Source organism: Guptibacillus hwajinpoensis (genome assembly GCF_020524165.1).
In the GTDB taxonomy this organism is placed as follows: domain Bacteria; phylum Bacillota; class Bacilli; order Bacillales; family Guptibacillaceae; genus Guptibacillus; species Guptibacillus hwajinpoensis_D.
On sequence record NZ_JAIVKU010000004.1, the window covers coordinates 543,469 to 569,461 of the forward strand.

25 protein-coding genes and 1 other RNA gene are annotated in these 25,993 nt (G+C 40.2%); 23 read left to right on the top strand and 3 right to left on the bottom strand.

Features of this window, described 5'->3' with window-relative positions; genetic code table 11:
• Positions 1-53 precede the first annotated feature (53 nt).
• The 10 genes from LC090_RS09950 (at position 54) to LC090_RS09995 (ending at position 10,909) form a co-directional block, all read left to right on the top strand.
• Positions 54-779 carry a nucleotidyltransferase domain-containing protein gene (locus tag LC090_RS09950; protein WP_226657632.1) on the top strand — a complete coding sequence of 242 codons (726 nt, stop codon included), beginning with the start codon at positions 54-56 and terminating at the stop codon, positions 777-779.
• A gap of 87 nt (positions 780-866) precedes the next feature.
• Positions 867-3,164: a DEAD/DEAH box helicase gene (locus LC090_RS09955; protein WP_305076605.1), complete on the top strand. Its 2,298-nt coding sequence runs from the start codon at positions 867-869 to the stop codon at positions 3,162-3,164.
• The gene (locus LC090_RS09960; protein WP_226657633.1) at positions 3,148-4,392 is read left to right on the top strand and encodes a ribonuclease H-like domain-containing protein; all 1,245 of its coding nucleotides are present in this window, start codon (positions 3,148-3,150) and stop codon (positions 4,390-4,392) included. The genes LC090_RS09955 and LC090_RS09960 overlap by 17 nt, the downstream gene beginning before the upstream one ends.
• A 12-nt stretch (positions 4,393-4,404) precedes the next feature.
• Positions 4,405-6,309, top strand: coding sequence for a DUF294 nucleotidyltransferase-like domain-containing protein (locus tag LC090_RS09965; protein ID WP_226657634.1), 1,905 nt, complete (start codon positions 4,405-4,407; stop codon positions 6,307-6,309).
• Positions 6,310-6,311: 2 nt separating this feature from the next.
• On the top strand, positions 6,312-7,034 hold the full coding sequence (locus tag LC090_RS09970) for a 3'-5' exonuclease (RefSeq protein WP_226657635.1): 723 nt from the start codon (positions 6,312-6,314) through the stop codon (positions 7,032-7,034).
• Positions 7,035-7,452: 418 nt separating this feature from the next.
• On the top strand, positions 7,453-7,977 hold the full coding sequence (locus LC090_RS09975) for a CotD family spore coat protein (protein ID WP_226657637.1): 525 nt from the start codon (positions 7,453-7,455) through the stop codon (positions 7,975-7,977).
• Positions 7,978-8,032: 55 nt separating this feature from the next.
• Positions 8,033-8,608, top strand: coding sequence for an SLOG family protein (locus LC090_RS09980; RefSeq protein WP_226657639.1), 576 nt, complete (start codon positions 8,033-8,035; stop codon positions 8,606-8,608).
• Positions 8,609-8,698: 90 nt separating this feature from the next.
• On the top strand, positions 8,699-9,019 hold the full coding sequence (gene gpsB / locus LC090_RS09985) for a cell division regulator GpsB (protein ID WP_048309322.1): 321 nt from the start codon (positions 8,699-8,701) through the stop codon (positions 9,017-9,019).
• Positions 9,020-9,170: 151 nt separating this feature from the next.
• An RNA gene (rnpB, locus tag LC090_RS09990) (RNase P RNA component class B) lies at positions 9,171-9,568 on the top strand.
• A gap of 201 nt (positions 9,569-9,769) precedes the next feature.
• Entirely contained in the window at positions 9,770-10,909 is a 1,140-nt protein-coding gene (locus LC090_RS09995) for a THUMP domain-containing class I SAM-dependent RNA methyltransferase (RefSeq protein WP_226657642.1), read from the top strand.
• A 64-nt stretch (positions 10,910-10,973) separates the two neighbouring features.
• On the opposite strand, the gene LC090_RS10000 is transcribed toward LC090_RS09995, so the two are convergent.
• On the bottom strand, positions 10,974-11,213 hold the full coding sequence (locus LC090_RS10000; RefSeq protein ID WP_226657644.1) for a hypothetical protein: 240 nt from the start codon (positions 11,211-11,213) through the stop codon (positions 10,974-10,976).
• 159 nt (positions 11,214-11,372) lie between these two features.
• Here LC090_RS10000 and LC090_RS10005 point away from each other — a divergent pair, with 159 nt between their 5' ends.
• The gene (locus tag LC090_RS10005; RefSeq protein ID WP_226657647.1) at positions 11,373-11,681 is read left to right on the top strand and encodes a DUF4359 domain-containing protein; all 309 of its coding nucleotides are present in this window, start codon (positions 11,373-11,375) and stop codon (positions 11,679-11,681) included.
• Positions 11,682-11,765: 84 nt separating this feature from the next.
• Here LC090_RS10005 and yppF read toward each other — a convergent pair whose 3' ends face one another.
• A complete protein-coding gene (yppF, locus tag LC090_RS10010) occupies positions 11,766-11,972 on the bottom strand; it encodes a YppF family protein (protein WP_226657649.1) in 207 nt (68 codons plus the stop codon).
• 164 nt (positions 11,973-12,136) lie between these two features.
• Between yppF and LC090_RS10015 the strand changes: the two genes are divergently transcribed.
• Positions 12,137-13,663, top strand: coding sequence for a carboxypeptidase M32 (locus LC090_RS10015; protein WP_226657652.1), 1,527 nt, complete (start codon positions 12,137-12,139; stop codon positions 13,661-13,663).
• 31 nt (positions 13,664-13,694) lie between these two features.
• On the opposite strand, the gene LC090_RS10020 is transcribed toward LC090_RS10015, so the two are convergent.
• Positions 13,695-14,141: a hypothetical protein gene (locus tag LC090_RS10020; protein ID WP_226657654.1), complete on the bottom strand. Its 447-nt coding sequence runs from the start codon at positions 14,139-14,141 to the stop codon at positions 13,695-13,697.
• 144 nt (positions 14,142-14,285) lie between these two features.
• On the opposite strand from LC090_RS10020, the gene LC090_RS10025 reads away from it, so the two are divergent.
• From LC090_RS10025 to LC090_RS10075, 11 genes are all read left to right on the top strand, one after another.
• Positions 14,286-15,926: a class I adenylate-forming enzyme family protein gene (locus LC090_RS10025; protein WP_226657656.1), complete on the top strand. Its 1,641-nt coding sequence runs from the start codon at positions 14,286-14,288 to the stop codon at positions 15,924-15,926.
• Positions 15,927-15,930: 4 nt separating this feature from the next.
• Positions 15,931-17,469, top strand: coding sequence for an acyl-CoA carboxylase subunit beta (locus LC090_RS10030; protein ID WP_226657658.1), 1,539 nt, complete (start codon positions 15,931-15,933; stop codon positions 17,467-17,469).
• A gap of 103 nt (positions 17,470-17,572) precedes the next feature.
• Positions 17,573-18,781 (top strand): acyl-CoA dehydrogenase, encoded by a 1,209-nt coding sequence (locus LC090_RS10035; protein WP_226657660.1) that lies wholly within the window; start codon positions 17,573-17,575, stop codon positions 18,779-18,781.
• A 17-nt stretch (positions 18,782-18,798) separates the two neighbouring features.
• Positions 18,799-19,572, top strand: coding sequence for an SDR family oxidoreductase (locus LC090_RS10040; protein ID WP_226657662.1), 774 nt, complete (start codon positions 18,799-18,801; stop codon positions 19,570-19,572).
• A 20-nt stretch (positions 19,573-19,592) separates the two neighbouring features.
• A complete protein-coding gene (locus LC090_RS10045) occupies positions 19,593-20,762 on the top strand; it encodes a thiolase family protein (protein WP_226657664.1) in 1,170 nt (389 codons plus the stop codon).
• 11 nt (positions 20,763-20,773) lie between these two features.
• Entirely contained in the window at positions 20,774-21,526 is a 753-nt protein-coding gene (locus LC090_RS10050) for an SDR family NAD(P)-dependent oxidoreductase (RefSeq protein WP_226657667.1), read from the top strand.
• Between the two features lie 18 nt (positions 21,527-21,544).
• The gene (locus LC090_RS10055) at positions 21,545-23,161 is read left to right on the top strand and encodes a long-chain-fatty-acid--CoA ligase (RefSeq protein ID WP_226657669.1); all 1,617 of its coding nucleotides are present in this window, start codon (positions 21,545-21,547) and stop codon (positions 23,159-23,161) included.
• Positions 23,162-23,236: 75 nt separating this feature from the next.
• The gene (locus LC090_RS10060) at positions 23,237-23,806 is read left to right on the top strand and encodes a TetR/AcrR family transcriptional regulator (RefSeq protein WP_226657671.1); all 570 of its coding nucleotides are present in this window, start codon (positions 23,237-23,239) and stop codon (positions 23,804-23,806) included.
• Between the two features lie 79 nt (positions 23,807-23,885).
• Positions 23,886-24,770 (top strand): 3-hydroxyacyl-CoA dehydrogenase family protein, encoded by an 885-nt coding sequence (locus LC090_RS10065; RefSeq protein WP_226657673.1) that lies wholly within the window; start codon positions 23,886-23,888, stop codon positions 24,768-24,770.
• Positions 24,770-25,546: an enoyl-CoA hydratase gene (locus LC090_RS10070; protein WP_226657676.1), complete on the top strand. Its 777-nt coding sequence runs from the start codon at positions 24,770-24,772 to the stop codon at positions 25,544-25,546. The genes LC090_RS10065 and LC090_RS10070 overlap by 1 nt, the downstream gene beginning before the upstream one ends.
• A 17-nt stretch (positions 25,547-25,563) precedes the next feature.
• Entirely contained in the window at positions 25,564-25,968 is a 405-nt protein-coding gene (locus LC090_RS10075; protein ID WP_226657677.1) for an acyl-CoA thioesterase, read from the top strand.
• The last annotated feature ends 25 nt before the right edge of the window (positions 25,969-25,993 follow it).

Genomic DNA, 25,993 nt, shown 5'->3' on the forward strand with positions numbered 1-25,993 from the left:
AAAAGCTACCGGGCAGAACCTGGTAGCTTTTCTGTCGGTAAAGAGGTTCTGTTATGAGCACAATCACAGCAAAGCTTAAGGAGCTAGAAAAAAAGAATAAGATGACGGTTTTATTTGCATGTGAAGCAGGGAGTCGAGCATTTGGTTATGAGAAGGAGAGCAGTGACATGGATGTTCGTTTTATTTACACCCATGATTTAGATTGGTATTTAACAGTGTTTCCAAAAAACGATGTCATACAAGAAAACAGTGGAGAGGTTGAATTCCATGGATGGGATCTAAAAAAGACGCTCTTGTTAATATCGAAATCGAATCCCTCCGTTCTGGAGTGGTTCATTTCACCGACTATTTACAAGGAAGCGGAAGAAGTGAAAATGCTAAGGGAATTAAGCACGGATTGTTTTTCAGTAAAACCATTATTGTTTCATTATATTAAGATGGGAAAAACAAATTTAAAAGCACAAAAAAATCGATACGATCAAAAAGGGTTGCTGTATGTTTTAAAATCGATTCTTTTCGGAGAATGGATTTTGGAAAATGAATGCCTTCCCCAATTAACGCTCCCTCGACTTCTCCAAGATTCATCATTGGATGATCACATAAAAATACAGGGAAAGGCGTTATTTAGGAGAGAAGCGCTTAGTGAGCCAGAACACTTAATGGGTAATCTTGAGGAAGAGTTAAATCAATTAGAGAAAAAAGCGCGGCTCGTAAAAGAAAAGCGTGTAATGGATCAAAATCGAATTGATCGTGTATTTCGAACGATCGTTAGAAGGTAATGGAAAAGGGGACTTTGCAATCAAAACGGTATCCATTCGAACGCGTATTCGCTACAATAGACATAGAATAATTTTTGAGGTGATCGGATGGAAAGAAAAAAGAAACTGCCAGAGCTTCTGGAGATGTTTCAACAGGAGGAAAAGTATCGGTCGAATATCGTAACCTGGAAAACGATTGAACCGAAAGAAGCAAAAACAGCACCTTTTCCAGAAGGACTGCAGCCAGAGCTTCAGAAAGCTCTTGAAGAAAGAGGCGTGCAACAATTATATACCCACCAGGCAACAGCATATGATGAAGCTTCAAAAGGAAACAGCTTCGTAGCTGTCACACCGACAGCTTCAGGAAAAACCTTGTGCTATAATTTGCCTGTTTTAGATACGATATTGAAAGACCCTTCTAGTCGGGCTCTTTATTTGTTCCCAACAAAAGCCCTTGCGCAGGATCAAAAGAGTGAGATCAATGAGTTAATTGATGAGATGGAAGTTGATTTAAAAGGGTACACGTATGATGGAGATACTTCTCCAACGATTAGACAAATTGTCCGTAAAGCAGGACATATTGTCATGACGAATCCAGACATGCTCCATTCTGCTATTCTTCCTCATCATACAAAGTGGGTTTCCCTATTTGAAAATCTTAAAGTGATTGTCATTGATGAGCTTCATACGTATCGAGGTGTGTTTGGGAGTCACGTTGCGAACGTGATTCGAAGGTTAAAACGAATTTGTCAGTTTTATGGGAGTAACCCCATTTTTATATGCACATCAGCAACCATTGCAAACCCGAAAGAACTGGCTGAAGAATTAACGGGAGAGCAAATTACATTGATTAACAACAACGGGGCGCCTACTGGTCGGAAACACTTTGTTCTATACAACCCGCCTGTCGTTAATCAAGCACTTAATATCAGGCGATCAGCAACGCTTGAAGCAAGAAATTTAGCTGTGGAGCTTTTAAAAAATAACATTCAAACGATTGTTTTTGCACGGAGTCGTGTTCGTGTAGAAATCCTTCTCACCTACTTGCAACAGTTGGAGCAGCGGGAGTTAGGTCCGCGCTCCATTATGGGGTATCGAGGAGGCTATTTACCGAAACAAAGAAGAGAGATTGAAAGAGGACTTCGAAACGGAGATATTAAAGGTGTCGTTAGTACAAATGCGCTCGAGCTCGGTGTTGATATCGGACAACTACAGGCGTGTGTTTTAACGGGATACCCTGGAACCATAGCAAGTACCTGGCAACAAGCCGGTCGTGCTGGACGTCGTCAGGATGAATCTGTTGTATTTGTAGTCGCAAGTTCAAGTCCGCTTGATCAATATATGATCACTCATCCGGATTATTTTTTTGAACGTAATCCAGAAGAAGCACGAGTCAATCCTAATAATTTAATTATTCTTGTTGACCATGTGAAATGTGCTGCCTATGAACTTCCTTTTCAGCAAGGAGATACGTTTGGTGGAGAAAACATTGAAGACGTGCTGGAGTTTTTAACGGATGAACAGCTCCTCCATCATCGGGCAAATCGGTGGTTCTGGATGAACGATGCTTTCCCAGCTCACAACGTAAGCCTTCGCTCTGCGTCGCAGGAAAATGTAGTCATTATTGATCAAACGACGGCTTCGAATGTAAAAGTGATTGGAGAAATGGATCGGTTTAGTGCCATGACACTCCTTCATGAAGAAGCGATTTATCTTCATCAGGGTGTGCAATATCAAGTGGAACTGCTCGACTATGATGAAAAAAAGGCGTGGGTCCGAGAAGTGGATGTCGATTACTATACAGATGCTAATCTTGCTGTGCAACTGAAGGTTTTGGAAGAAGACAAGCATGAATCACTTCCGAATACGACAGCCACTTATGGAGAAGTAATGGTCAACGCGATGGCAACAATTTTCAAGAAAATCAAATTTGAGACACATGAAAATATCGGGTCTGGTCCAATTCATCTTCCAGAAGAAGAACTTCATACGAATGCATGCTGGTTTGATTTTCCAGAAAGTTTTGTACAAACAATGGGAGAAAATCGGTTAGAGGAAGGATTACTTGGTCTTGGTAACGTCCTTCGAAACGTTGCGCCGCTATTCGTCATGTGTGACGTATCTGACCTTCATGTTACACCGCAAATTAAAGCTGTGCATTCAAACAAGCCGACTGTCTTCTTCTATGATCGTTATCCAGGGGGAATCGGATTATCCGAAAGAGTATACAAAGAACTCGGATTTATTTTAAAGGAAGCGGAATCGATTGTCGTAAATTGTGAATGTGAAAACGGCTGCCCATCATGTGTTGGGGTATCAGGAGAAACGGGAGAAAATAGTAAGCAAACTGCGATCTATTTACTTGAATATTTAAGAGGTGAACATTCTCATGTCACTGAAAGCTAAATTAAATCGAATGAAAAAACATATGAACCTGAGTGAAGCAGATGAAGTTGAAGCGAAGATGGAGCAGCCAACTGTTGACGTTCCTCACCTTCAAAAATGGAAAGAGCTTCATGCGCATCCCTATTTTTTTGACGGAGACTATGCACTGGTAAGAAAAAAGCAATATCCGACTAGTTATCAGCATGGTCGTTATGTGTTCCAGGAGCTTGAAAACGTAGTGGAACGCTGGAATAATCACCACCGTGCGCATCCGCTTTCGTCTAAACATCTTACCCCTTCTGATTTACTGTTTTTTGATACAGAAACGACAGGTCTTGGTGGTGGCGTCGGCAATACTATCTTTTTACTCGGATATAGCCAGTATACAGAAAATGGAATATCTGTTAATCAGTATTTTTTGCCTGGACCAGGTGCCGAGGTACCCCTGTACAAGGCTTTTCTCGACGATGTGAACGAACTGAAGAACCTTGTAACGTATAATGGCAAAGCGTTTGATTGGCCGCAGGTGAAAACAAGACATACGTTAATACGCGAGCAAGTGCCTCAGTTACCTCAATTTGGCCACTTTGATCTTTTGCACGGAGCCAGACGTTTTTGGAAAAATGATATGGAGTCTGTTAGACTCGCGAATGTAGAAGAACAGCAGTTAGGTTTTGAACGAAAGGAAGACATTCCAGGCTATTTAGCTCCCATGCTTTATTTTGAATTTGTGAAAGACCCTGATCCAGAGCTTATTGAAGGAGTGTTGAAACATAACGAAGAAGATATCTTGTCTTTGATAACACTTTATATTCGAATGTCACATCTTCTACTTGATGAAAAAGGCAAGTCGTTAACGGCAGGAGAGCAGTATCAATCTGCGCGCTGGTGGGAAGCGGTAGGAGAAGAAGATCATGCTGCGTTTTTATACGAGAAAACAATCGGACGTCATGAGAAAGAAGCGAAAAAAGCATTAGCTCGAATTTATAAAAAACAAGACCAGGTTCATAAATCCATTGACATCTGGCTTTCTTTATCGAAGGATACGAATGATGAAGACTGTGATATTGAACTTGCTAAATATTATGAGCATAAAGCGAAAGACTATGAACAAGCATTGCACTATGCTTTATCCGCTTATCAGAAGTGGAAAGGAAAGAAGCGGATCTTGAAAGATAAAGAAGAGAACGAGCGATTATTATATATGAAGAGAATTGAACGGCTTGAACAAAAGGGAGAGCGGCGTTGATTGGAGGTTGTTATGCAGGATTTCTATGAAGTACTGAAGAAGAAAGAACCATTTCATTCACTGAGTGATGTAGAGATTGAGAATTTAATGGCCTCTGCCAAGTTCTCTACTTATCAAAAAGGTGAGTTTTTATATCACGAAGATGAAGATGCGAATACCCTATACCTTCTTGTATCTGGTATCGCAAAAAACATTGTTCATAAAGCAAATGGTCAGCAGGCTACGATGCGATTTTACTACCCAGGCGACCTGGTAGGATTAATGATTATGTTAACGGATGAGTCGATGACATTTTCAGTTCAGGCAAACGAAGACTGTCAAGTTATTCAAATAAAAAAAGAAGTGATGTTAAGAATCATGACGGAAAACCCTGCTTTTTCGCATAATGTTCTTGATACAATCGGGGAACGGATGCGCAGTCTTTATGACGAAATCAAGCAGGAACGTGATCGTGAATCAGATGGAGAAAACATTGCTCTTTATCGAACAAGAGTGAGTGCCATTATGGATTCTAAAGTAACGATTCCTCCAACTTATACAGTACTGGAAACAGCTGATCTTTTTCGAACGAAGAATTATGATGGCGTCATCGTAAGTGAAGACCGAGAGAGTGTATTAGGGACAGTTACTCCTCTTGAAATCATCAATGCCCTGACGATGGGACAATTTCAAGATCCTATTCATAAATGGATGTATCAAAAACCAAATCTCGTTGAAGAAGACGCGTTTAGCTATGAAGCACTTGCCTATTTGAAATTTCATAAGGTATCACTACTACCAGTAGTGAAACGAGATCGAATCGTGGGGATGGTGTCTGCGAAATCTTTCCTCGGTATTCAAGAGTCAGCTTACCTTGATTTATCTTATCGTCTCTCAAGAGCAAAAGAGCTAAATGAAATCATGAACCTTTCTCCTCCTATTCATAAAGAGTTTCGTTCTTTTATTCAAGAGTTACTTGATGCGAATACATTGGGATATGAAATATGTGAAATGATGTCCAATTATAACGATGAAATGCATCGTCGCATCATTTTACTTGCTGAAAAAGAAATGATGAGAGAAGGATACGGAAGAGCCCCAGTGAACTACTGCTTTATTGTGATGGGAAGTGAAGGTAGAAAAGAACAGGCTTTTAGTACGGATCAGGATAACGGTTTAATCATTGATGACTATGAACATCTTGAACATAAAGCGGAAATCGAAATGTTTTTTAAGGTTTTTGCAGAAAAAATCAATACAATGCTAACAACGTGCGGTTTGCCAGAATGTGATGGAGGGATTATGGCCAAAAATGAGAAATGGCGACGGTCCCTTTCAAATTGGCAAACAGAAGTGAATCGATGGATTACAGAAACGGACGCTGAAGAAATTCGTAACTTTACGATCTTTATGGACTTTCGCCCTGTTTACGGCGACTTTGAATTGGCTCGAGCGCTCAGAAGTCGCATAACAGAACGAATTAGAAAGGCACATACCTTACAAATGCTGTTAATGAAAGATACAATTAGGTTTCGAGTTCCGCTTAATCCCCTAGGGAAATTGCAGCTTCGGGGTAAAGAAAAAACGCTCGATCTAAAAAAGGCCGCGATCATGCAGATCGTCAACGGAATACGGATTTTTGCAATGAAATACGGCGTAGAAGAAGTGAATACGATTAAACGTTTACATGAATTAAAGAAAAAAGAAGTGTTTCACCATCGTGACGTCATTAATATTGAAACCTCTCTTCATTATTTGTATACCTTTCGAGTAAGACAGAACCTTTACCAATTAGACAAAGGAACGGAAATATCGAATTTAGTTAGACCAATTGAATGGGAGAAAGAAGAAAGAAGGAAAATGAGGGAAGCGCTCCTTGTTGCGAAAAGAATGCAACAGGTAAGTGAATTAAGCTTCCGTAGGAATCGGAGTATTTAAAAATGTCGTCCATAGGGTTTAAATTATTACGTTACTATCTTTATGACCGCTTAAAGTGGCAAAAAAAAATAAAAACAGACAAAACGTTACCAGTATATGAACGTTTGTATGATTCATTGTTGTTATATCAGGAATCAAGTAGTCGTTATTTTACCGTATTTGATCTTGAAACAACAGGCTTTTATCCTGCGATTGGAGATGAAGTGATCTCAATTGGAGCCGTGAAAGTTGATTTAATTGAAGGGCGTATTCTTGATGAGTCATTTTATCGTATAGTCCGTCCTATTCAAAAAGTTCCAAGATTTGTTCGACAATTAACTGGTTTGTCTATTGATGAAATTCGTGCGGGTTGGACGTTTATCGAAGCATTTGAAGAATTTCTATCTTTTAGTAAAGGGACAACGCTTGTGGCTCACCCTGTTAAATTTGACGTGTATTTTCTACAAAATTTAATTCAAAGATGGGGATTGCCCGATTATTTGCCTCCTTATTTAGATTCTGAAGCACTTGCTAAGGAGTTATTTCCACGAAGTAACCCACAGCTTGACTCATTAATAAGGAAATTCAATATTGAGCGCCACGAACGTCATCATGCATTGAACGATGCTAAAATGACCGCTGAGTTGCTTCTGAAAATGTTTCACAAATTGGACATAAATCATGGACATGATGAGGAAATAAGACAGCGAATCGCAAGGGATAATCTCGTATTTGGTAGGAAATAGCTTTATTTCTTTAGATTATTCCCCGGGTAAGCGCACAAAGTGCATTTTTTCGACGTTTTCTTTTAGAAAACTTGTTGAATCACCGTTTACAATTGTCGTCTCTTGTTGTAACTTTGAGTAGTATATTGAAGTTTCTGAGTTTTTTTAGAAATATTTCAGATTGAATGTAATGGAGAGATGGAAATTGAAACAGGTAATTATGGTCTTATTCTTTATGGTAATCGCGTTAACAGTTGTTGTCATGAGTCAAATCAGTGATTCGGCTCAAATCTACAGTGACAATGAGGTCATTGTTCAAAAATAGGCTTGAAAATATGGTGTGGATTAGGGAAATAAGGACAAATACACAGTACATGTACATCGGAGTGAACATAGGCTAGTAGGGAAATCACCAAATTAAGAAGGGGGAACCTACACTATGTTTCAAAGACATCATCGAATGGGACCAAATGGAAATATGCCAAATCAGGTGAGTCCAGCCATGCAGGGGCCTAATGCGAACATGCCGAACCAAGTGAGTCCTGCTATGCAGGGACCGAATGCAAATATGCCAAATCAAGTAAGCCCTGCTATGAAAGGCGGCATGCCTGGCCAAGTGAGTCCAGCTATGCAAGGTCCAGGAGGTCCATGTCCAACAAGTCCTGTTGTCTATCCGACAAAATGTTGTGTAAAGAATCATTATTATAAGCACAATGTTGATCACATTCATCCTACTCATATAAAAAATGTTCATCATCACATGTATGAGCACAATCATAGCTATCCTTTAACTGAGTCAGACGAAGTGTTAGCATCACATATGAATAACTATCCACCACCACGTCCAACAGGTGCTATGCCGGCAGGATACGCACCTACAAACCCATCTCAAGTAGCAGGGGCCATGCAAGGGCCAAATGGCATGAATGGCCAAGTAAGTCCAGCTCAAAAGAGAAGAAAATAGTGAAATAATGAAACGAACTGGGCTACCAGTTCGTTTTTACATAGGAGGTGTGTAAGTGGCAAACGTTTTGCTTGTTACGGGTTATAAGGCACACGAGCTTGGAATATTTAATGATGATCACCCTGGTCTACCAATTATTAAGGCAGCTCTAAATGGGAGAATGGTGCAGATAATTGAAGAAAAAGAGGTGGAATGGATTTTAATTAGCGGACAGACAGGAGTGGAACTGTGGGCTGGGGAAGTTGCTTTAGATTTAAGAGAACTTTATCCTGATCTTAAGCTTGCTGTATTGACGCCGTTTCTGGACCAGGAAAGCAAGTGGAAAGAGCCGACGCAAGAATTTTATAACATGATACTGGCTGAGGCTGACTTTGTTGAGTCTATTACTAACCGTCCTTATGAAAATCCAGGTCAGTTTAAAGCAAAGAATGAATTTTTAGTTCGTAAAAGTCACGCTATGCTCGTTTTATATGACGAAGAAACGCCAGGTTCTCCAGATTATTACTTAAAAGAAGCAAAGAACAGACAAAGAACAGATGCTGCATACGAAATTTTTACCATCACGCCGATTGATCTCGATTTATTGGAACAGGATATGCGTGAAAGTAATCCTGATTTTTACAAGCAATAAGGCGCGTTGAGGAGATTCCGATTGACAAGAGGGAGCTCTTTTGGAAGAATAAAATAAAGACAATAATTGCATACATACAGAGGTGATAAAATGGCCGAGCAACAACCGACTCAATTAACAGCTAAGGATATACTTGAAAAAGATTTTAAAAGCGGATTTCGCGGATATGACCAGGACGATGTTGATAAGTTTTTAGATGTTGTAATTAAAGATTATGAGCGTTTCGAGAACGACATTGAGCAGCTACGTCAAGAAAATACACGGTTACGAAGAGAAATGGATCGGATGTCTGAACAGCAAAAAAGACAGCAGACGCGTTCACAAACCCAACCAGGCAATACGAACTACGACATTTTAAAGCGATTATCTAATCTAGAAAAACACGTTTTTGGGAGTAAGCTGTACGAATAAGCCGCCGAAGGGTGGTTTATTTTTATAGACTTGATAAATTTCACTCACCGTAATATAATGATAGTTATAGAAACACCAACATAATTTATAAGCCACCTTGCATCAATGCAGATTATAAGATATAATTGCTTTTGCTGTCCTAATAATGATAACGTTCGGGTGATCGCTGTATGTTACACATAAGTAACATATAGAGGAAAGTCCATGCTCGCACGATCTGAGATGATCGTAGTGTTCGTGCCTGATGAAACAATAAGTCAGGGTAGTCCAATTTTGGGCTAACGGCGGGGAAACGGCCTAAGTTCTTAACGGATACGGCCCGAATACTCTGAAAGTGCCACAGTGACGAAGTCTTAATGGAAACATTAAGAGTGGAACGAGGTAAACCCCACGAGCGAGAAACCCAAATTATGGTAGGGGAGCTTTCTCGAAGGAATTGAACGGAGAGAAAGCCAGGCGGTGAGGACGCGTCTGGAGATAGATGATTACCACTTGAGTACGAGGGGAGACCCGTTTGCAGTACGATAGAACAGAACATGGCTTACAGAACGTTATCATCTTTGATGAAAAGCCCTTATGGGGCTTTTTTGTACGTTAAGGCTATAAATGGTGTTTGAATGGAAAACATAAGAGGAATTCATGATAAGCAATGCTTCATTAAATTGAAATAGGACTAACATATTCATTTTTTGTATGATTACTAAGACAACTGCTATTACATAGAAGAGCGAAAAGATTGGAGTGGAAAAGATGGCGAAATACGAATTAATTGCAACGGCCACCATGGGGCTCGAATCATTGGTTGCTCGCGAAGTAAAGGATCTAGGATTTGAAAATGTACGCGTCGAAAATGGTAAGGTTACTTATGAGAGTGATGAAATTGGGATTTGTCGTTCTAATTACTGGCTAAGAACAGCCGATCGTGTAAAACTAAAAGTTGGCGAATTTAAAGTTACGTCGTTTGATGAGCTTTTTGAAGCAACTAAGGCATTACCTTGGGGAGAGTTGTTACCTGAGAATGCTGAATTCCCTGTTAGCGGACGATCGGTAAAATCAACGTTGTACAGTGTACCAGACTGCCAGGCGATTGTAAAAAAAGCAATCGTTGAAAGTCTAAAAGAAAAATACAATGTTTCCTGGTTTGAAGAGGATGGGCCACTGTTTAAGATAGAAGTTGCTATTCATAAGGATACAGCTATTCTTACAATTGATACAAGCGGTAAAGGGCTTCACCGTAGAGGCTATCGTTACCTGCATAGTGCTGCGCCACTAAAAGAAACAATGGCTGCTGCTATGGTGATGTTAACAAATTGGAATGCCGATAAACCTTTCATGGATCCATTTTGCGGTTCCGGTACACTTCCGATTGAAGCAGCGATGATTGGCCAAAATATCGCACCAGGATTTAATCGAGAATTTGCATCCGAAGACTGGGCATGGATTGGAAAGAAACGCTGGGAAGAAGCCATGATTGAAGCGGAAGATCTTGCAAAATATGATCAGCCTCTTCACATCTTCGGTAGCGATCTTGACCCAAAAATGGTTGATCTTTCAAAGAATAATGCTCTTGAAGCTGGATTCGGTGATATGATTCAATTCAAGCAAATGCAAGTAACGGATGTTAGCTCAAAGTTTGAGTATGGAACCCTTATTGGTAATCCACCATACGGCGAGCGCCTCGGTGAGCGTGAAGAAGTTGAAGATATGTATCGAAAGATGGGCAAAGCGTTCCGTGAGCGTCTTGATACATGGTCTGTTTACATTCTTACATCTCACCCTCGCTTTCAGGAAGTTTATGGTAAGCGTGCGACGAAAAACCGCAAACTATATAATGGCGATATTAAAACACATTACTATCAGTTCTTTGGACCGAGACCACCGAAAAATTGACAAGAGACAAAAGCACCTCTCCTTTTAGGAGAGGTGCTTTTGTCTTACTCTAGAAAACGTTTTATTAAACTTTTTCAATCACATATGCTCGCTTGTCACGAAAATATTTCTCACCGTCCTTAGCCGAGTGTTCAAAAAATCCATCTACTTCATGAATTACTTTGTATTCTCGTTCTGGATCGGAAAAAAGTTGTGAAGCGTTACTTGCTAGCAACACAATATCGGTTGTCGATACAAAGCTATCAAGTTCCTTTGCCTTATAGTGCTCACCTGGTTTTAACGTATTGATTTGATCATGTCTCATAAAAAAGCCCCCTTTATAAAAAATGGTCTATTCATGTGTTACCACGTGTTTATTTCCTTTAAACGGAATAATATGGATAAAAATTGTTATACATGAATCATTTGAAAGAGGTTTATTTCATAGAGTAGGAAGAGCTGAGCTGTGAGGAGGGGCGTATTCTTGAAAAAAGTGATTTTTGGCATCATCATTTCAATTGCTGTCATGATGTTCCTTACAAACCCTAGCCAGGCTGAATACAGTAGCTGGGTGGGGGAGCAGTTAAAGAAAAATCAAAATGCTCTTATTGAGTTAGGTGTGGACCTTGCTATTGTTCCCTATGTGAAAAATCATACGTCACGAACGGAAGTATATTTCTTTTCCATTTATCGAACGAAATTATGGGACGATAAAGAAGTAGTAGCTATTGGTATGTTTGATACTTTCTACATTAATAAGAAAAATATCGAAAAAATAAAAGAGATCGAATAAAATGGAGAACGTATAGGAAAAGACATGGTATGCCTTTTCCTATACGTATGATTCGTAACTTATGGTAGGATAGTACAAGAGGGATTAAAAGGCTTTCATCTCATCATGCGTGAAGTATTCAGGTTTCTTAGCACCTTGTGCATGAAGTTCTTTAAAGTAGGTTTGATACTCATTTAAAGAGAGTGACCCTTGTAAATAATTCACCTGGATAAAGTCTAGTAATTCGTCTACGGTAGCTGGTTTTCTTCCTTTTACCTGATCGAATGTGTGTATCAGATTCTGTATAGACATCTGAATCCCTCCTTGAACTATTTGCTTACCAAAAGGATAACATGAGTATGCACAAATCGATTATTTTAGAATTTTTTAACTTCCGACAAATCCTTACATAATGAAACGAAATGTGTCGAATTTACTGCGAAGCAACATACTATTTAAAAAGGGGTTAAATAAATATGGCGACAGAACTGAAGCAAGTAGAAGAGCAATTTTTAACATATGTTAAAAAAATGATGAGCTTTAACGAAGCCATTGGTGTAATGTATTGGGACCTTCGAACGGGCGCTCCCAAAAAAGGTGCTGAGCAGCGTTCTGAAGTTATTGGCATGATGTCCTCTGAAGTTTTTGAAATGTCGGTTTCCGCTGAAATGAAGAGATTTCTGGATCAGCTTACAAAGGAAGACGTCCAGGGGGATTTAAGTGAAATCACGCTTAAAACGGTCGAAGAGTGTCGCAAAGATTACGAGCGTAACATTAAAATTCCGGCAGAAGAATATTCTGAGTACGTAATTTTAAGTTCAAAAGCAGAAACAATCTGGGAAGAAGCGAAAGAAAAGGCGGACTTTGAGTTGTTTAGACCTTATCTTGAAAAGTTAGTGGCGTTCAATCAAAAGTTTGTCGAATATTGGGGTTATCATGAAAATAAATATGATACGCTCCTTGATATGTATGAACCTGGTGTGACTGTTAAAGTGATTGATCGTGTCTTCAACCAACTCAGAAAGCATATTGTCCCCCTTGTGCAGCAAGTTGTTCAAGCGAGTGATCAGCCTAAAACGGACTTTTTATTTGAACATTTTCCAGAAGATAAGCAACAAGCCTTTAGTATGGATATATTGAAAAAAATGGGTTATGATTTCGAGGCAGGACGCCTCGATAAAACGGTGCATCCATTCGCCACAGGGCTGAACCCGGGCGATGTTCGTGTCACAACAAAGTATGATGAAAAGGACTTCCGTACAGCGGTGTTCGGTACAATTCATGAGGGTGGACATGCTCTTTACGAACAAAATTTATCACCTAAATTAATTGGAACGCCTTTGTGTACCGGCACATCAATGGGGATTCATGAATCACAGTCTCTTTTCTGGGAAAACTTTGTGGGACGAAATGAGTCATTTTGGAAAGATAATTATGAGAAGCTGAAAAGCTATTCAACCGGACAGTTTGATGATGTTTCGTTGGAGGACTATTACCGTGCCATTAACGTTGCTGGTCCATCATTGATTCGAATTGAAGCAGATGAAATGACGTATGCTCTTCATATTATGGTGCGTTATGAAATTGAGAAAGGGTTAATTAATGGAGAGATTGAAGTGAAAGACCTGCCAACGATCTGGAACGAGAAAATGGAGGAGTATTTAGGGGTCACGCCAGATAACGATGCAGTTGGTGTTCTTCAGGACGTGCACTGGTCAGGTGGCTCCTTTGGATATTTCCCTTCATACGCATTAGGATACATTTATGCAGCTCAGCTAAAGAATGCGATGCTAAACGATCTTCCTCAGTTTGATGAACTTTTAGAAAAAGGACAATTAATGCCTATTAAAGAGTGGCTTACAGAAAACATCCATCAGTACGGCAAGCTAAAGAAACCAATTGAAATTATAAAAGATATCACAGGAGAAGGATTGAATGCTGAATACTTGATTCATTATCTTGAAGAGAAATATTCAAACGTTTACCGTCTTCAAAGCAACTAATCCAAAAATCCTGCCCATGGGCAGGATTTTTTTAGTCTGTGGATAACGTCTCGTATTCATTTTCATTCACACCCACAAATCCATTCAGAATGATCGCAGCAAATAAAGGTGTTCTTTCCTTTAAGTCTTCAACTGAATAAAGTCCAGAGAAATACTGTACGATCAACCCATCGATCATCGCAACAAATGCGCTAACCCCTTCACGGTAATGTAGCGGCCAAAATTCTTTGTTTGGATCGAGAGCAATAAAGCGATCTCTAAGGTAAAGAAGCATTTCATCAAAGGCTTTCTTGAAATTTTCTGGATCATGCCCTCGAGCTTGCTTTCCCATTTCTTCCGTCAGTTTAGGAAGATTTTCTTCGTTATAATTCATCGATCCATAAATGAAATTTTCTACAAATTCTGGGACGCTTTGTCCTTCGCAATCATCAGTGAATTTTTCATATTCGCGTGTCAGTTGGTATAAGTTTTGATTCATGTTGCTCTTCCTTTCTACTATGAATAAAAACGTTATTTCCGAATTTCACTATGATAAAACATGAAATTTCTATTGAATTAGAAGAATGAAAAATTGTATGATAAAGCTGAACATACTAAACGGTTAGTATGAAAGGGTGGTAAAATGAAACAATTAAAATCATTTTGGCCGGAAACAGTACCTTCTACATTAACTTATCGAGATGGAGAATGGCCCCTTCACGAATATCTTTCGATTCAGGCGGAGCGAAAACCAAACGAAGTCGCCATTCATTACTATGGTTATCAATTAACATGGGAAAAATGGAATCAACACACAAATCAATTAGCAAACTACTTGGTTCGAATTGGTGTCAAACAAGGTGATCAAATTGCTCTCTTTATGCAGAATTGTCCGCAATATCTTATCGCTCACTATGCCATTCAAAAGCTTGGTGCAATTGTCGTTCCTTTAAACCCTATGTATAAAGCCTCTGAACTTTCTTATTTAATTAAAGAAGCAGAAATTAAAGGAATAATCTGCGGTTTAGAACTTTTACCGATGCTTGAATCCAACGAGGAAGCACTTTCCTTTATTGTCACGGCTACGTATCAGTCACTCCTCTTACCAGATCAGGTTGCTAGGGTGCCATCTGAAATAAAATCTCCTACGAAACCATCAAGATTTACGACTCTAGAATCGCTCTTTGACTCAGAAGAAGTTTCATTTCAACCTGCCACTGTTAAATTAGATGATGTGTGTTTAATGGTGTTCACATCTGGAACAACTGGCAGACCTAAAGCTGCAATGCTTACTTATGGAAACGCTTTATTTAAAACTGCTGCTACAATGACTTGTAATCAACTGAAACAAGAGGACAAATTACTAGCAATTGCACCGTTGTGCCATATCGCAGGTATGGTAATGGGCGTCAACCTACCTGTCTATAGCGGAAATGAAACCGTGTTGTTAAGTCGTTTTGATGCTGAAACGGTTGTGAAAACAATTGAGAGTCATCGTATTTCAATGTGGTATAGTATTGCCCCCATGAATGGAGCAATCTTGCAAATGCCTGATCTTATGGAACGAGATTTATCTTCGCTTCGAATAAATTTAGCAACAAGCTTTGGTGTGCAAGTAACTCAAAATCTAGCCCATCAATGGAAAACTGCAACCAGTGGCTGCCTACTATATGAAGCAGCTTATGGTCTAAGTGAGACACACACATGCGATACGTTTATGCCCATCGAAAACATTAAATACGGAAGCTGTGGTATTCCAATTCATGATACTAGAATAAAAATTATTGATCTTAAGAGCGGAGATGAAGTTGGTCCACTTGGAGAGGGAGAAATCATCATTAAAAGTCCAGGGGTTTTCAAAGGATATTACAATCGACCTGAAGAGACTGCTGCTACTCTCAAAAATGGCTGGGTCTATACAGGAGATATCGGCTATCTTGATGAAGAAGGTTATTTATATTTTCGAGGTCGTGTGAAAGAGATGATTAAAAGCTCTGGTTATAGCGTGTTTCCAGAGGATGTTGAAGCGTTAATGAATGAACATCCAGCTATTAAGCAAACAGCGGTTATTGGAGTACCCGATCAACAAAAAGGTGAAATCATTAAAGCAGTCGTTGTTTTACATCCTCATCATTCTACTGTATCACCAGAAGCATTATTGGATTGGTCTAGAGATCATATGGCTGCTTATAAAGCACCCAAAATGATAGAAATTCGTGAAAGTCTACCTGCTACATCTTCAGGTAAAGTATTAAGAAGATTATTAAAAAATGACAAGGGGTGAAATCATGGAATCATATGTAGAAGATTTGAAGAATCGAAGACTCCGTGCGGAACGAATGGGTGGTCAACACAAGATTGATGCGCTACATGCAGCAGGAAAAAAGACGGCTCGTGAACGAATTGCGCTCCTTGTTGATGAAGGCTCTTTTCTGGAGCTTGGAAAGTTGAACACTTCTGAAATACCTGAACATGAGGATAAAAGTTCAGGTGATGGAGTGATCTGTGGTATTGGACGAGTGAATGGACGTCCGATCATTGTACAGGCTGCTGATAAAACGGTATTTGCAGGGACAGAAGGCGCCGTCCATATTCGAAAAACAAAAGCGGCGCATGCTTATGCATTAAAACGAGGCCTCCCCCTCGTCAATCTTAGTGAAGGAGGAGGTCTTAGAATGCCTGATGGAATGGGTTCTGATGGCATTAGTGATAAGCTTTTCCCTCAAGAAATGTTAACGCATCATCGTGAAGTTCCGATGGTAACCGCTATTCTTGGTGATAGCTTTGGGGGACCGACGTGGCTTGCTGTATCATCTGATTTTGTTACGCAACTAAGTGGAACGTGCATGGGAGTAGCTGGACCTAGAATGCTTGAGATTGCTACAGGCGAAAAAATAGCAGAAGAACAACTAGGCGGCGTTGATGTACATCATCACTTTACTGGACAGATCGATCAATCGGCTGAAACCGAAGAAGAATGTATTGCACAGTTAAAGATGTTTTTAAGCTACCTCCCATCCCATAGCGAAGAAGAACCTCCACTTTCTCTTAACAGTGATTCAATAGAAAGTAGGGTTGATCAGTTGCTATCTATTGTTCCTGAAAAACGAAATCGTGCCTACAATATGAAAAGAGTGATCGAATCATTAGTCGACAATGGGAACTTTTTTGAGTTGAAGCCAGAATTCGGACCTGCACTTTTAACCGTTTTAACAAGAATAGAAGGGAGAACTGTCGGGGTAATTGCAAATCAACCGATGAAATATGCTGGTGCCGCAGGTGTTCAAGAATGCGAAAAGGCGACAGATTTTATTTGTATGTGCGATTCATTCCATATTCCCTTAATCTTTCTTCACGATATTCCTGGTTTTCGAGTAAGTTCTGAAGCAGAAAAAGGGAAGATTCCTACTAAAATTATGATGTGGAATCAGGCTCTTGCGCAATCGACGGTTCCAAAGGTTTCGGTGGTGATAAGAAAAAGTGTAGGAGCTGCTTATGGGAATATGTGTGGCCCAACGATGGGTGCAGACTTTGTCGTTGCCTGGCCATCTGCTGAAATCAATTTTACAGGGCCAGAAGTAGGGATCAATGTCGTCTATGGAAGAGACTTGATGCGATCTGAAAATCCAAAAGAGGATCGAGAGAAGCTTTTAGAAAAATGGAGTTTTGATAGTTCACCATATAAAGCAGCGGCAAAACATTTAATTGATGATGTGATTGAGCCAGGAGAAACGAGGCAGTTTCTTGCTAAAACGCTAGAGCTGGCTTGTTATAAAAAAGGCTCAATCAGTGAAAGAAAGCTAGCAAATTGGCCAACTGGATTTTAATTTTTATTAAAATGTATTGAATATTGAGAATAATAAATTTATACTGTTTGTAAGAACATACCAACCGGTTAGTTAGATATCGGTTTAAAGGAGCGAACAATAAATGAATTTCGATTATTCCGAGCGTTGCCAATCGTATCTTGAAAAATTAACAGAATTTATGGATGAATATGTATACCCAAATGAAAAAGTGTATGAAGAACAGCTTTCAGAACAGGACAGTAGGTGGTCAAGTATTCCTCCGATCATGGAAGAATTGAAAAAGAAAGCGAAAGAGGCGGGGTTATGGAATCTTTTTCTTCCCGAAAGTGAATATGGCGCTGGATTAACAAATGCTGAATATGCTCCTCTATGTGAAGTAATGGGACGATCCATGATTGGACCTGAAGTATTTAACTGTGCCGCCCCTGATACTGGAAATATGGAAGTATTAGTACGATACGGGACAGACGAACAAAAGAAACAGTGGTTAGAACCCCTCCTGTCTGGAGAAATCCGCTCCTGTTTCTCAATGACAGAACCGGATGTTGCTTCTTCTGATGCTACAAACATTCAAGCTCGCATTGAACGTGATGGGGATGAATACGTCATCAATGGAACGAAATGGTGGTCTTCTGGTGCAGGAGATCCAAGATGTAAAATCGCCATTGTCATGGGAAAGAATGATCCGAATGCAGCAAAACACGAACAGCAGTCCATGATTCTCGTTCCACTTGATACGAAAGGCGTCACAATAAAGCGTGTACTTCCTGTTTTTGGTTATGATCACGCTCCACATGGACATGCGGAAATCGAGTACAAAGATGTCAGGGTGCCAGCTTCAAATATGCTTTGGGAAGAAGGAAAAGGCTTTGCAATTGCTCAAGGGAGGCTTGGTCCTGGACGAATTCATCACTGCATGAGGTTAATCGGAACGGCAGAACGTGCGCTTGAAGACTTATGTAAGCGTGTACAAAGTCGCGAAGCTTTTGGAAAGAAAATCTCTGAGCAAGGCGTCGTTCGCGAGTGGATTGCCGATTCTCGTATTGAGATTGAACAGGCTAGACTGCTTACACTAAAAGCAGCTTATATGATGGATACGGTTGGCAATAAAGAAGCCAAAGCAGAAATTGCCATGATTAAAGTAGTTGCACCGAATATGGCTCTTCGCGTGATTGACCGAGCCATTCAAGCATTTGGAGGCGCTGGGGTAAGTGATGATTATACGTTAGCGGCTCACTGGGCTAACGCGAGAACGCTTCGACTAGCTGACGGTCCTGACGAGGTACATCGCAATGCAGTAGCAAGACAGGAATTGAAGAAATATCGTTAAAACAAGGGGGATAAGATATGAACGTGATGCAGTTATTTGACTTAACTGGAAAGACAGCCATTGTAACAGGGGGAGGAAGAGGACTCGGTAAGCAAATTGCTGAAGGATTTGCTGAGGCGGGTGCAAACGTCGTGATTTGCTCAAGAAAACGAGAAGCTTGTGAAGCTGTTAGTGAGGAGCTAAAAGCAGCTGGAGTAAAATCATTAGCGTTTGAATGTGATGTAACAAACCAAGAACAGGTTCAGGCTGTCGTTGATGAAACAATGAAAGAATTTGGTCGTATCGATATTCTCGTTAACAACAGCGGCGCTTCATGGGGGGCACCTGTAGTGGAAATGCCACTTCAAGCCTGGCACAAAGTTATGGAGGTTAACGTTACTGGTACGTTCCTGTTTGCACAGGCAGTTGGGAAAGAAATGATTAAACAAAAAAGTGGAAAGATCATTAACATTGCTTCTGTTGCAGGTCTTGGCGGTGCTGACCCACGCTATATGGATGCAATCGGTTATAACACGAGTAAAGGTGCAGTGATTACCTTTACGAAAGACCTTGCTGTAAAGTGGGGGAACTACAATATTAATGTTAATGCGATTGCACCTGGCTTTTTCCCTACAAAAATGTCTAAAGGGTTAATTGAAGCGGGTGGTGAGAGGATGCTTGAAACAACGCCACTGAATCGCTTTGGAACAGACGACGATCTCAAAGGGGCAGCACTGTTTTTGGCATCAAATGCTTCAAATTACGTGACTGGTGATATTTTAATTGTCGATGGTGGACAGCATGCAATGTAATGAAGGAGGAGAATAATGATATGAATCGTGATCCAGTAATTGTTTCAAGTGTACGCACACCAATAGGCAGACAAGGCGGTGCATTTGCAACTATTCCAGCACATGAGCTAGGCGCAATTGCCCTTAAAGAAGCTATTGCTCGTATTAAATTAGATGTTGAATCAATCGATGACGTGATTTTTGGAAACGTTATTGGCGGAGGAGGGAATATTGCAAGGCTGACAGCATTGCAGGCGGGCCTTCCCCTTACAGTTCCAGGACTAACAATTGACCGTCAGTGTGGATCAGGATTGAATGCGATAAATCTTGCTGCACAAGCCATTAAATCAGGTGATGGGGATGTTTATGTCGTAGGTGGAGCAGAAAGCATGAGCCAGGCGCCATATTTGATGGAGAAGCCTTCTAAACCATACAGTACGATGCCACCCCGATTCATGAAGTCACGTCTTTCCCCTGATGAAATTGGCGATCCTCCAATGGGGATTACCGCAGAGAACTTAGCAGAAAAGTATGCTATTACGCGAGAAGAACAGGATGCCTTTGCACAAAGGAGTCAGGAGCGTATGGGCAAAGCGATGGCTGAAGGTTATTTTGACTCACAAATTGCACCTGTTCATGTACCTGTTCGAAAAGGGGAACCAATTAAAGTAACAAAGGATGAACATCCAAGACCTGAAACAACGATTGAACGTCTTGCTTCATTACCTCCCGTATTTAAGAAAGGAGGAAGCGTTACAGCGGGGTCTAGCTCTGGCTTAAATGATGCGGCATCCGCTTTAATTGTAATGTCTCGCGAAAAAGCTGAAAGTCTTGGATTAAAACCACTTGCGATAGTGAGAGGATATGCGGTTAGCGGTGTTGATCCGAATATAATGGGAATCGGTCCAGTTCCAGCTACCCAAAAATTGATGAAACAAAGTGGATTATCTCTTGATGAAATGGATTTGATTGAGATTAATGAAGCTTTTGCCGCCCAGGTAATTGCTTGCGATCGGGAATTGAAAATGAATGAAAATGTGGTCAATGTGAACGGTGGCGCGATTGCTCATGGTCATCCATTAGGCGCAACAGGAGCTATATTAGCAACAAAAGCGATTTATGAGCTTGATCGTCGTGAAGGAAGATATGCGCTGATCACTGCTTGTATTGGTGGAGGGCAAGGAATAGCAACCGTTTTAGAGCGAGAATAAGGAGGGATGAAATGAGGCTGCAGAATAAAATTGCAATTGTAACTGGAGGCGGTGGAGGAATCGGTCGAGCAACCGCAATTCGCTTTGCCGATGAAGGGGCAAAGGTAGTCGTCTCTGATATTCATGCGGAATCTGGAGAAGAAACTGTCGAACAAGTCCGGAAAATGGGGGGAGATGCCATATTTGTAAAAACGGACACGGCAAATGAAGGAGAAATGAAAGCGCTTGTAGAAGAATGTGAACAGCACTATGGTGGCCTCGACATTCTTTTTAATAACGCAGGAGTTAGTAATGAGGAAGTGAAATTAGCTGATATGTCGGTGGATGAATGGGACCGTGTTGTATCGATTAATTTGAAGGGCGTTTTTCTTGGAATGAAATTCAGTATTCCATTAATGGAGAAGAATAATGGTGGCGCAATCGTTAACACTTCAAGCCTTTTAGGATTCAAGGGGAAAAAATACATGGCCCCTTATAACGCTTCTAAAGGTGGAGTGATTACGTTAACCAAAAATGCTGCCCTTGAATACGGAAGTAGGAATATTCGAGTGAATGCTGTGTGCCCTGGCGTAATTGATACGAACATCGTAACACCCTGGAGGGAAGATGAACGTAAATGGCCAATTATATCAAAAGCCAATGCGCTTAAACGAATCGGACAACCAGAGGAAATTGCAAACGCCGTGCTGTTCCTAGTCTCGGATGAAGCTTCTTATGTTACAGGAACAAGTCTTCTTGTTGACGGAGGCGGATTAACGTTTTAATTACTCGGAGGTGTAAGGATGAACGAGCAAAAAAGTTGGATAAAACATTACCCCGATTCCATTTCCAGTACGATTGATATCCCGAACGTATCTTTACAAGACATGTTAATGAAAACAGTAAAAGACTTTCCAGATCAGGTCGCGCTCTCTTTTTATCATAAAAAAATAACTTATCGGGAACTTGGACACCTTTCATCCCTTTTTGGCTCAGCTCTTCAGCATACTGGGGAAGTGAATCCAAAAGATCGAGTGGCTCTTATGTTACCGAACTGTCCTCAGTTTGCAATTAGTTATTATGGCGTGTTAAAAGCAGGAGGTACGATTACCCAAATCAATCCTATGCTTGTAGAACGTGAACTTCAGTACATACTAGCCGATTCTGGAGCAGAAACAATTGTCATTTATGACGCACTATATCCAAGGTTGAAAACGATTCAGAGCGAAACGAATATAAAGAACGTGATTGTTGTTTCTCTTCAGCCTACGGAAGCAAACTTTGAACCGGATTTTACTTTCGATCAGTTTATTCAAAGTACGAGGGAACCGCTAAAAGAAGTTTCGATTGATCCTAAAGAAGAGATTGCTGTTCTTCAGTACACAGGTGGAACGACTGGCAGATCGAAAGGAGCGATGCTAACCCATCGTAATTTGATGGCGAATGTAGAACAATGTCTAGAATTCTTTAAAGACGAATTTACATTTGGTGAAGAGAAGTGTTTAACCGTTATTCCTTTGTTTCACGTTTTTGGAATGACATCGTGCATGAATTTATCGATTCGAATTGGAGCTGAGAGCATTATTTTGCCGAAATTCGATGTTAATGAAGTTTTAAAAACAATTGAAACAGAGAAACCAACCATGTTTCCAGGCGTTCCAACGATGTATGTTGCATTAACGAATCACCCTGATGCTGAAAAATATAACTTGGGAAGCATCCGTACGTGTAATAGCGGAAGCGCACCGATGCCAGTTGGATTAATGAAAGAATTCGAACGAAAAACGGGAGCGAAAATTCTTGAAGGTTACGGCCTAAGTGAAGCCTCTCCAACCACTCATGTTAATCCTCCTTTTGGGGAACGTAAGCCTGGTAGTGTCGGAATTGGCTTTCCTTCAACAGAATACAAGATCGTTGATTTAGGTGAAGGAAGTACAGAGGTACCTATTGGTGAATCAGGTGAACTTGTGATTAAAGGACCGCAGGTGATGAAGGGATATTGGAATATGCCAGAAGAAACGGCAACTACATTGCGTGATGGCTGGTTATATACTGGAGATATTGCAAAAATGGATGCAGATGGCTATGTCTCCATCATTGATCGAAAGAAAGATTTGATTATAGCTAGCGGCTATAACATTTATCCTCGTGATATTGAAGAAGTTCTTTATGAACACCCAGGCATTATGGAGGCAGTGATTGTCGGTGTTCCTGATCCGTATCGGGGTGAGACGGTAAAGGCAGTGATCGTGAAGAAACCGGGAGCGACATTAACTGAGGAAGAGGTTATTTCTTACTGTCAGGATGAAATGGCCCCTTACAAAGTTCCTAAAATCGTAGAGTTTCGTGACGAGCTTCCAAAAACGAGTGTAGGAAAGATTTTAAGACGTTCTATTCGTGATGAAGCACGGCAGGTATAGGTTGGATGCTTTCCAGTAACCTCCTTATGATATAATCTTAATCAATGAAGATTGATAGATTGAGAGGGTACTAGCATGAAACACAAACTAACAGTTAAAAGCATTGAGTTGTTTGAAAAGAATGGATTTAGCGAAACATCGATTCAAGATATTGTTGACGCAATCGGTGTAACTAAAGGAACGTTCTACTATTATTTTAAGAGTAAAGAAGCTTTGTTAATGGACATTCATTCTTCTTATATTGATGGCATGATTAAGCAACAAAAAGATATTTTAGAAGACATGTCTAAGAATTGTAAAGAAAAACTCTATGATATGGTTTATATGCTCATCCATAACGTTGAATTAGAAGGGCATAGTGCCAGAGTTTTCTTTCGAGAAATGAAAAATTTAAAGGAAGAAAACCTCGCTGAAATCCTTCCAAAACGAGATCAAATCCGCTATTACTTTCAGGACCTTTTGAAACAAGGTGTTGAAAATGGAGAATTTAGAAAAGATCTCAATATTGATATTGTAACGTTTGCCATTCTAGGTATTACAAATTGGACCTATCAGTGGTACAAGCCGAACGGTCCAGTGTCAGATAAAGAAGTAGCAAGTATTTTTGTTGATATGGTTTTAAATGGGATTGAGGAAAGCAGATAAGCTTTCCTTTTCCCAAACATATGAAAGCGCTTGCGAATTTTACATCCTAACCGGTTAGTTACTTTGAGGAGGAAATAGAATGAAAGTAGAAGAAATTAAAACGATAACAGTACTCGGAGCTGGCTCTATGGGGCATCAAATTGGAATGCTTTGTGCGCTTGGTGGTTATGAAACAATGATTCAAGATATTAATGAATCTGCATTAAAAGATGCAGGTGAGAAGCTTGAAGCGATTATGTCAAAGTGGGTAAAAAAAGGAAAAATTACAGAAGATCAAAAAACAGAAGCATTTGAAAGACTACAATTTTCAACAAATCTTGAAGAAGCAGCTGTAAGAGCTGACTTTATTATTGAAGCGATCGTGGAGAAGCTAGATGTGAAACGAGAGGTATTTGAAAAGCTTGATCAATTGGCTGATCCAAATACTATACTGGCAACAAATAGTTCTACGATTGTGAATTCACTAATCGCATCCGCAACTAACCGTAAAGAAAAAGTCGTTAACATGCATTTCTTCTTTCCGCCACTTGTGATGGACTGTGTAGAAGTTGTCATGAGTGAAGCGACTTCAGAAGAAACGGCTCAGCTTACGATGGCGGTTTGCGAGCGTATTAATCGAACTGGCGTATTGTTAAAAAAAGAAATTTCAGGATTCGTTGCCAACAGGATTCTAGGTGCATTGCAAAGAGAAGCGATGTATTTGTATGAAGAAGGAATAGCAGACTTCCAAGATATCGACTTGATTTGTAGAAAAGCCCTTAATCACCCCATTGGTCCTTTTGAATTGATGGATTTATCAGGAATTGATGTTGGGTATTATGTGATGCAGCAACGTTATAACGAAACGGGAAATCCAGAAGACAAGCCCTCGAAAGCCATTGAGGATAAAGTAAAAGCTGGAACATTGGGAAGAAAAACAGGAAAAGGCTGGTATGACTATACAAAAGAAGGAGTGAAAAATTAATGAAAATGGTAACGTATGAAATTCATGAAAAGACGGCTATCGTAACCATAAATAACCCCCCTTTAAATGTGATGAGTAAGCAAGTATCAACAGAACTTTTTGAGGTGTTTACGGAGTTAGAGGCCAATCAAGATGCTGTTGCTGTGATCTTAACAGGTGCTGGAAACAAAGCATTCATGGCCGGGGCAGATATTAAAGAGTTTCCAGATTGGATTGGACAGACCGGCTTTAAGAATATTGTAATGGAAACTCATCAGGTATTAAATTATTTAGATGATTTTCCAAAACCGACAATTGCAGTGCTTAATGGATTAACTTTTGGTGGCGGTTGTGAACTTGCAATGACGTGTGATATGCGAATTGCTGAAGAACACGCTCAGCTTGGACTTCCTGAAATAAAGTTAGGCCTATTCCCGGGCGGTGGAGGAACGCAGCGTCTTCCTAGACTTATTGGGGAAGCGAAAGCAAAGGAAATGATGTTCACAGGTGAACCGATTTCAGCTGAAGAGGCGGATCAGTACGGTCTTGTCAATCACGTAGTACCATCCGGACAGGGCATGACATATGCTCAAGGATTGGCATCAAAAATAACTGGTCAATCGCTACAGGCTTTATCACGAATCAAAAAAGCAGTGAACAGTGGTGCACACCTTCCAATCGAATCTGCAGTTGAACTTGAAGCAGAATTGTTTGAAGAAGTTTTTCAAACAGAAGATATTAAAGAAGGCGTACAAGCCTTTATTGAGAAAAGAAAGCCTGCCTTTACTCACAGGTAATAGAAAAGAGGAAGCTTATGAGTGTGCATACAAGTGTAAGAGTACGATTTTGTGAGACGGATGCGCTCGGCCATGTTAACAATACAAGTTATTTTATATATTTGGAAGAAGCTCGTGTTCAGTTTTTCGATTATCTTGGTAAGCGGACAGGCACAGACGATTGGCCGTTCATTCTCGTTTCTACGAAATGTGACTTTTTGAAACAGGCCTATTTTAATCAGTCTCTACTGGTTGAAACAACCGTGAAGCGTATTGGGACGAAAAGTTTCACCCTTATGCATCATATAAAAGATACGGAAAGTAATGCGGTCGTAGCTGAGGGAGAGGCAACAGTCGTTTACTTTGATTTCAAGAAACAGGTGAGTGAAGTGATCCCTGATGATTTACGCTTAAAACTGGAGGAAACTTATCAGCCCCTCTAACTTATTTTTAAGTATTGATGACTGA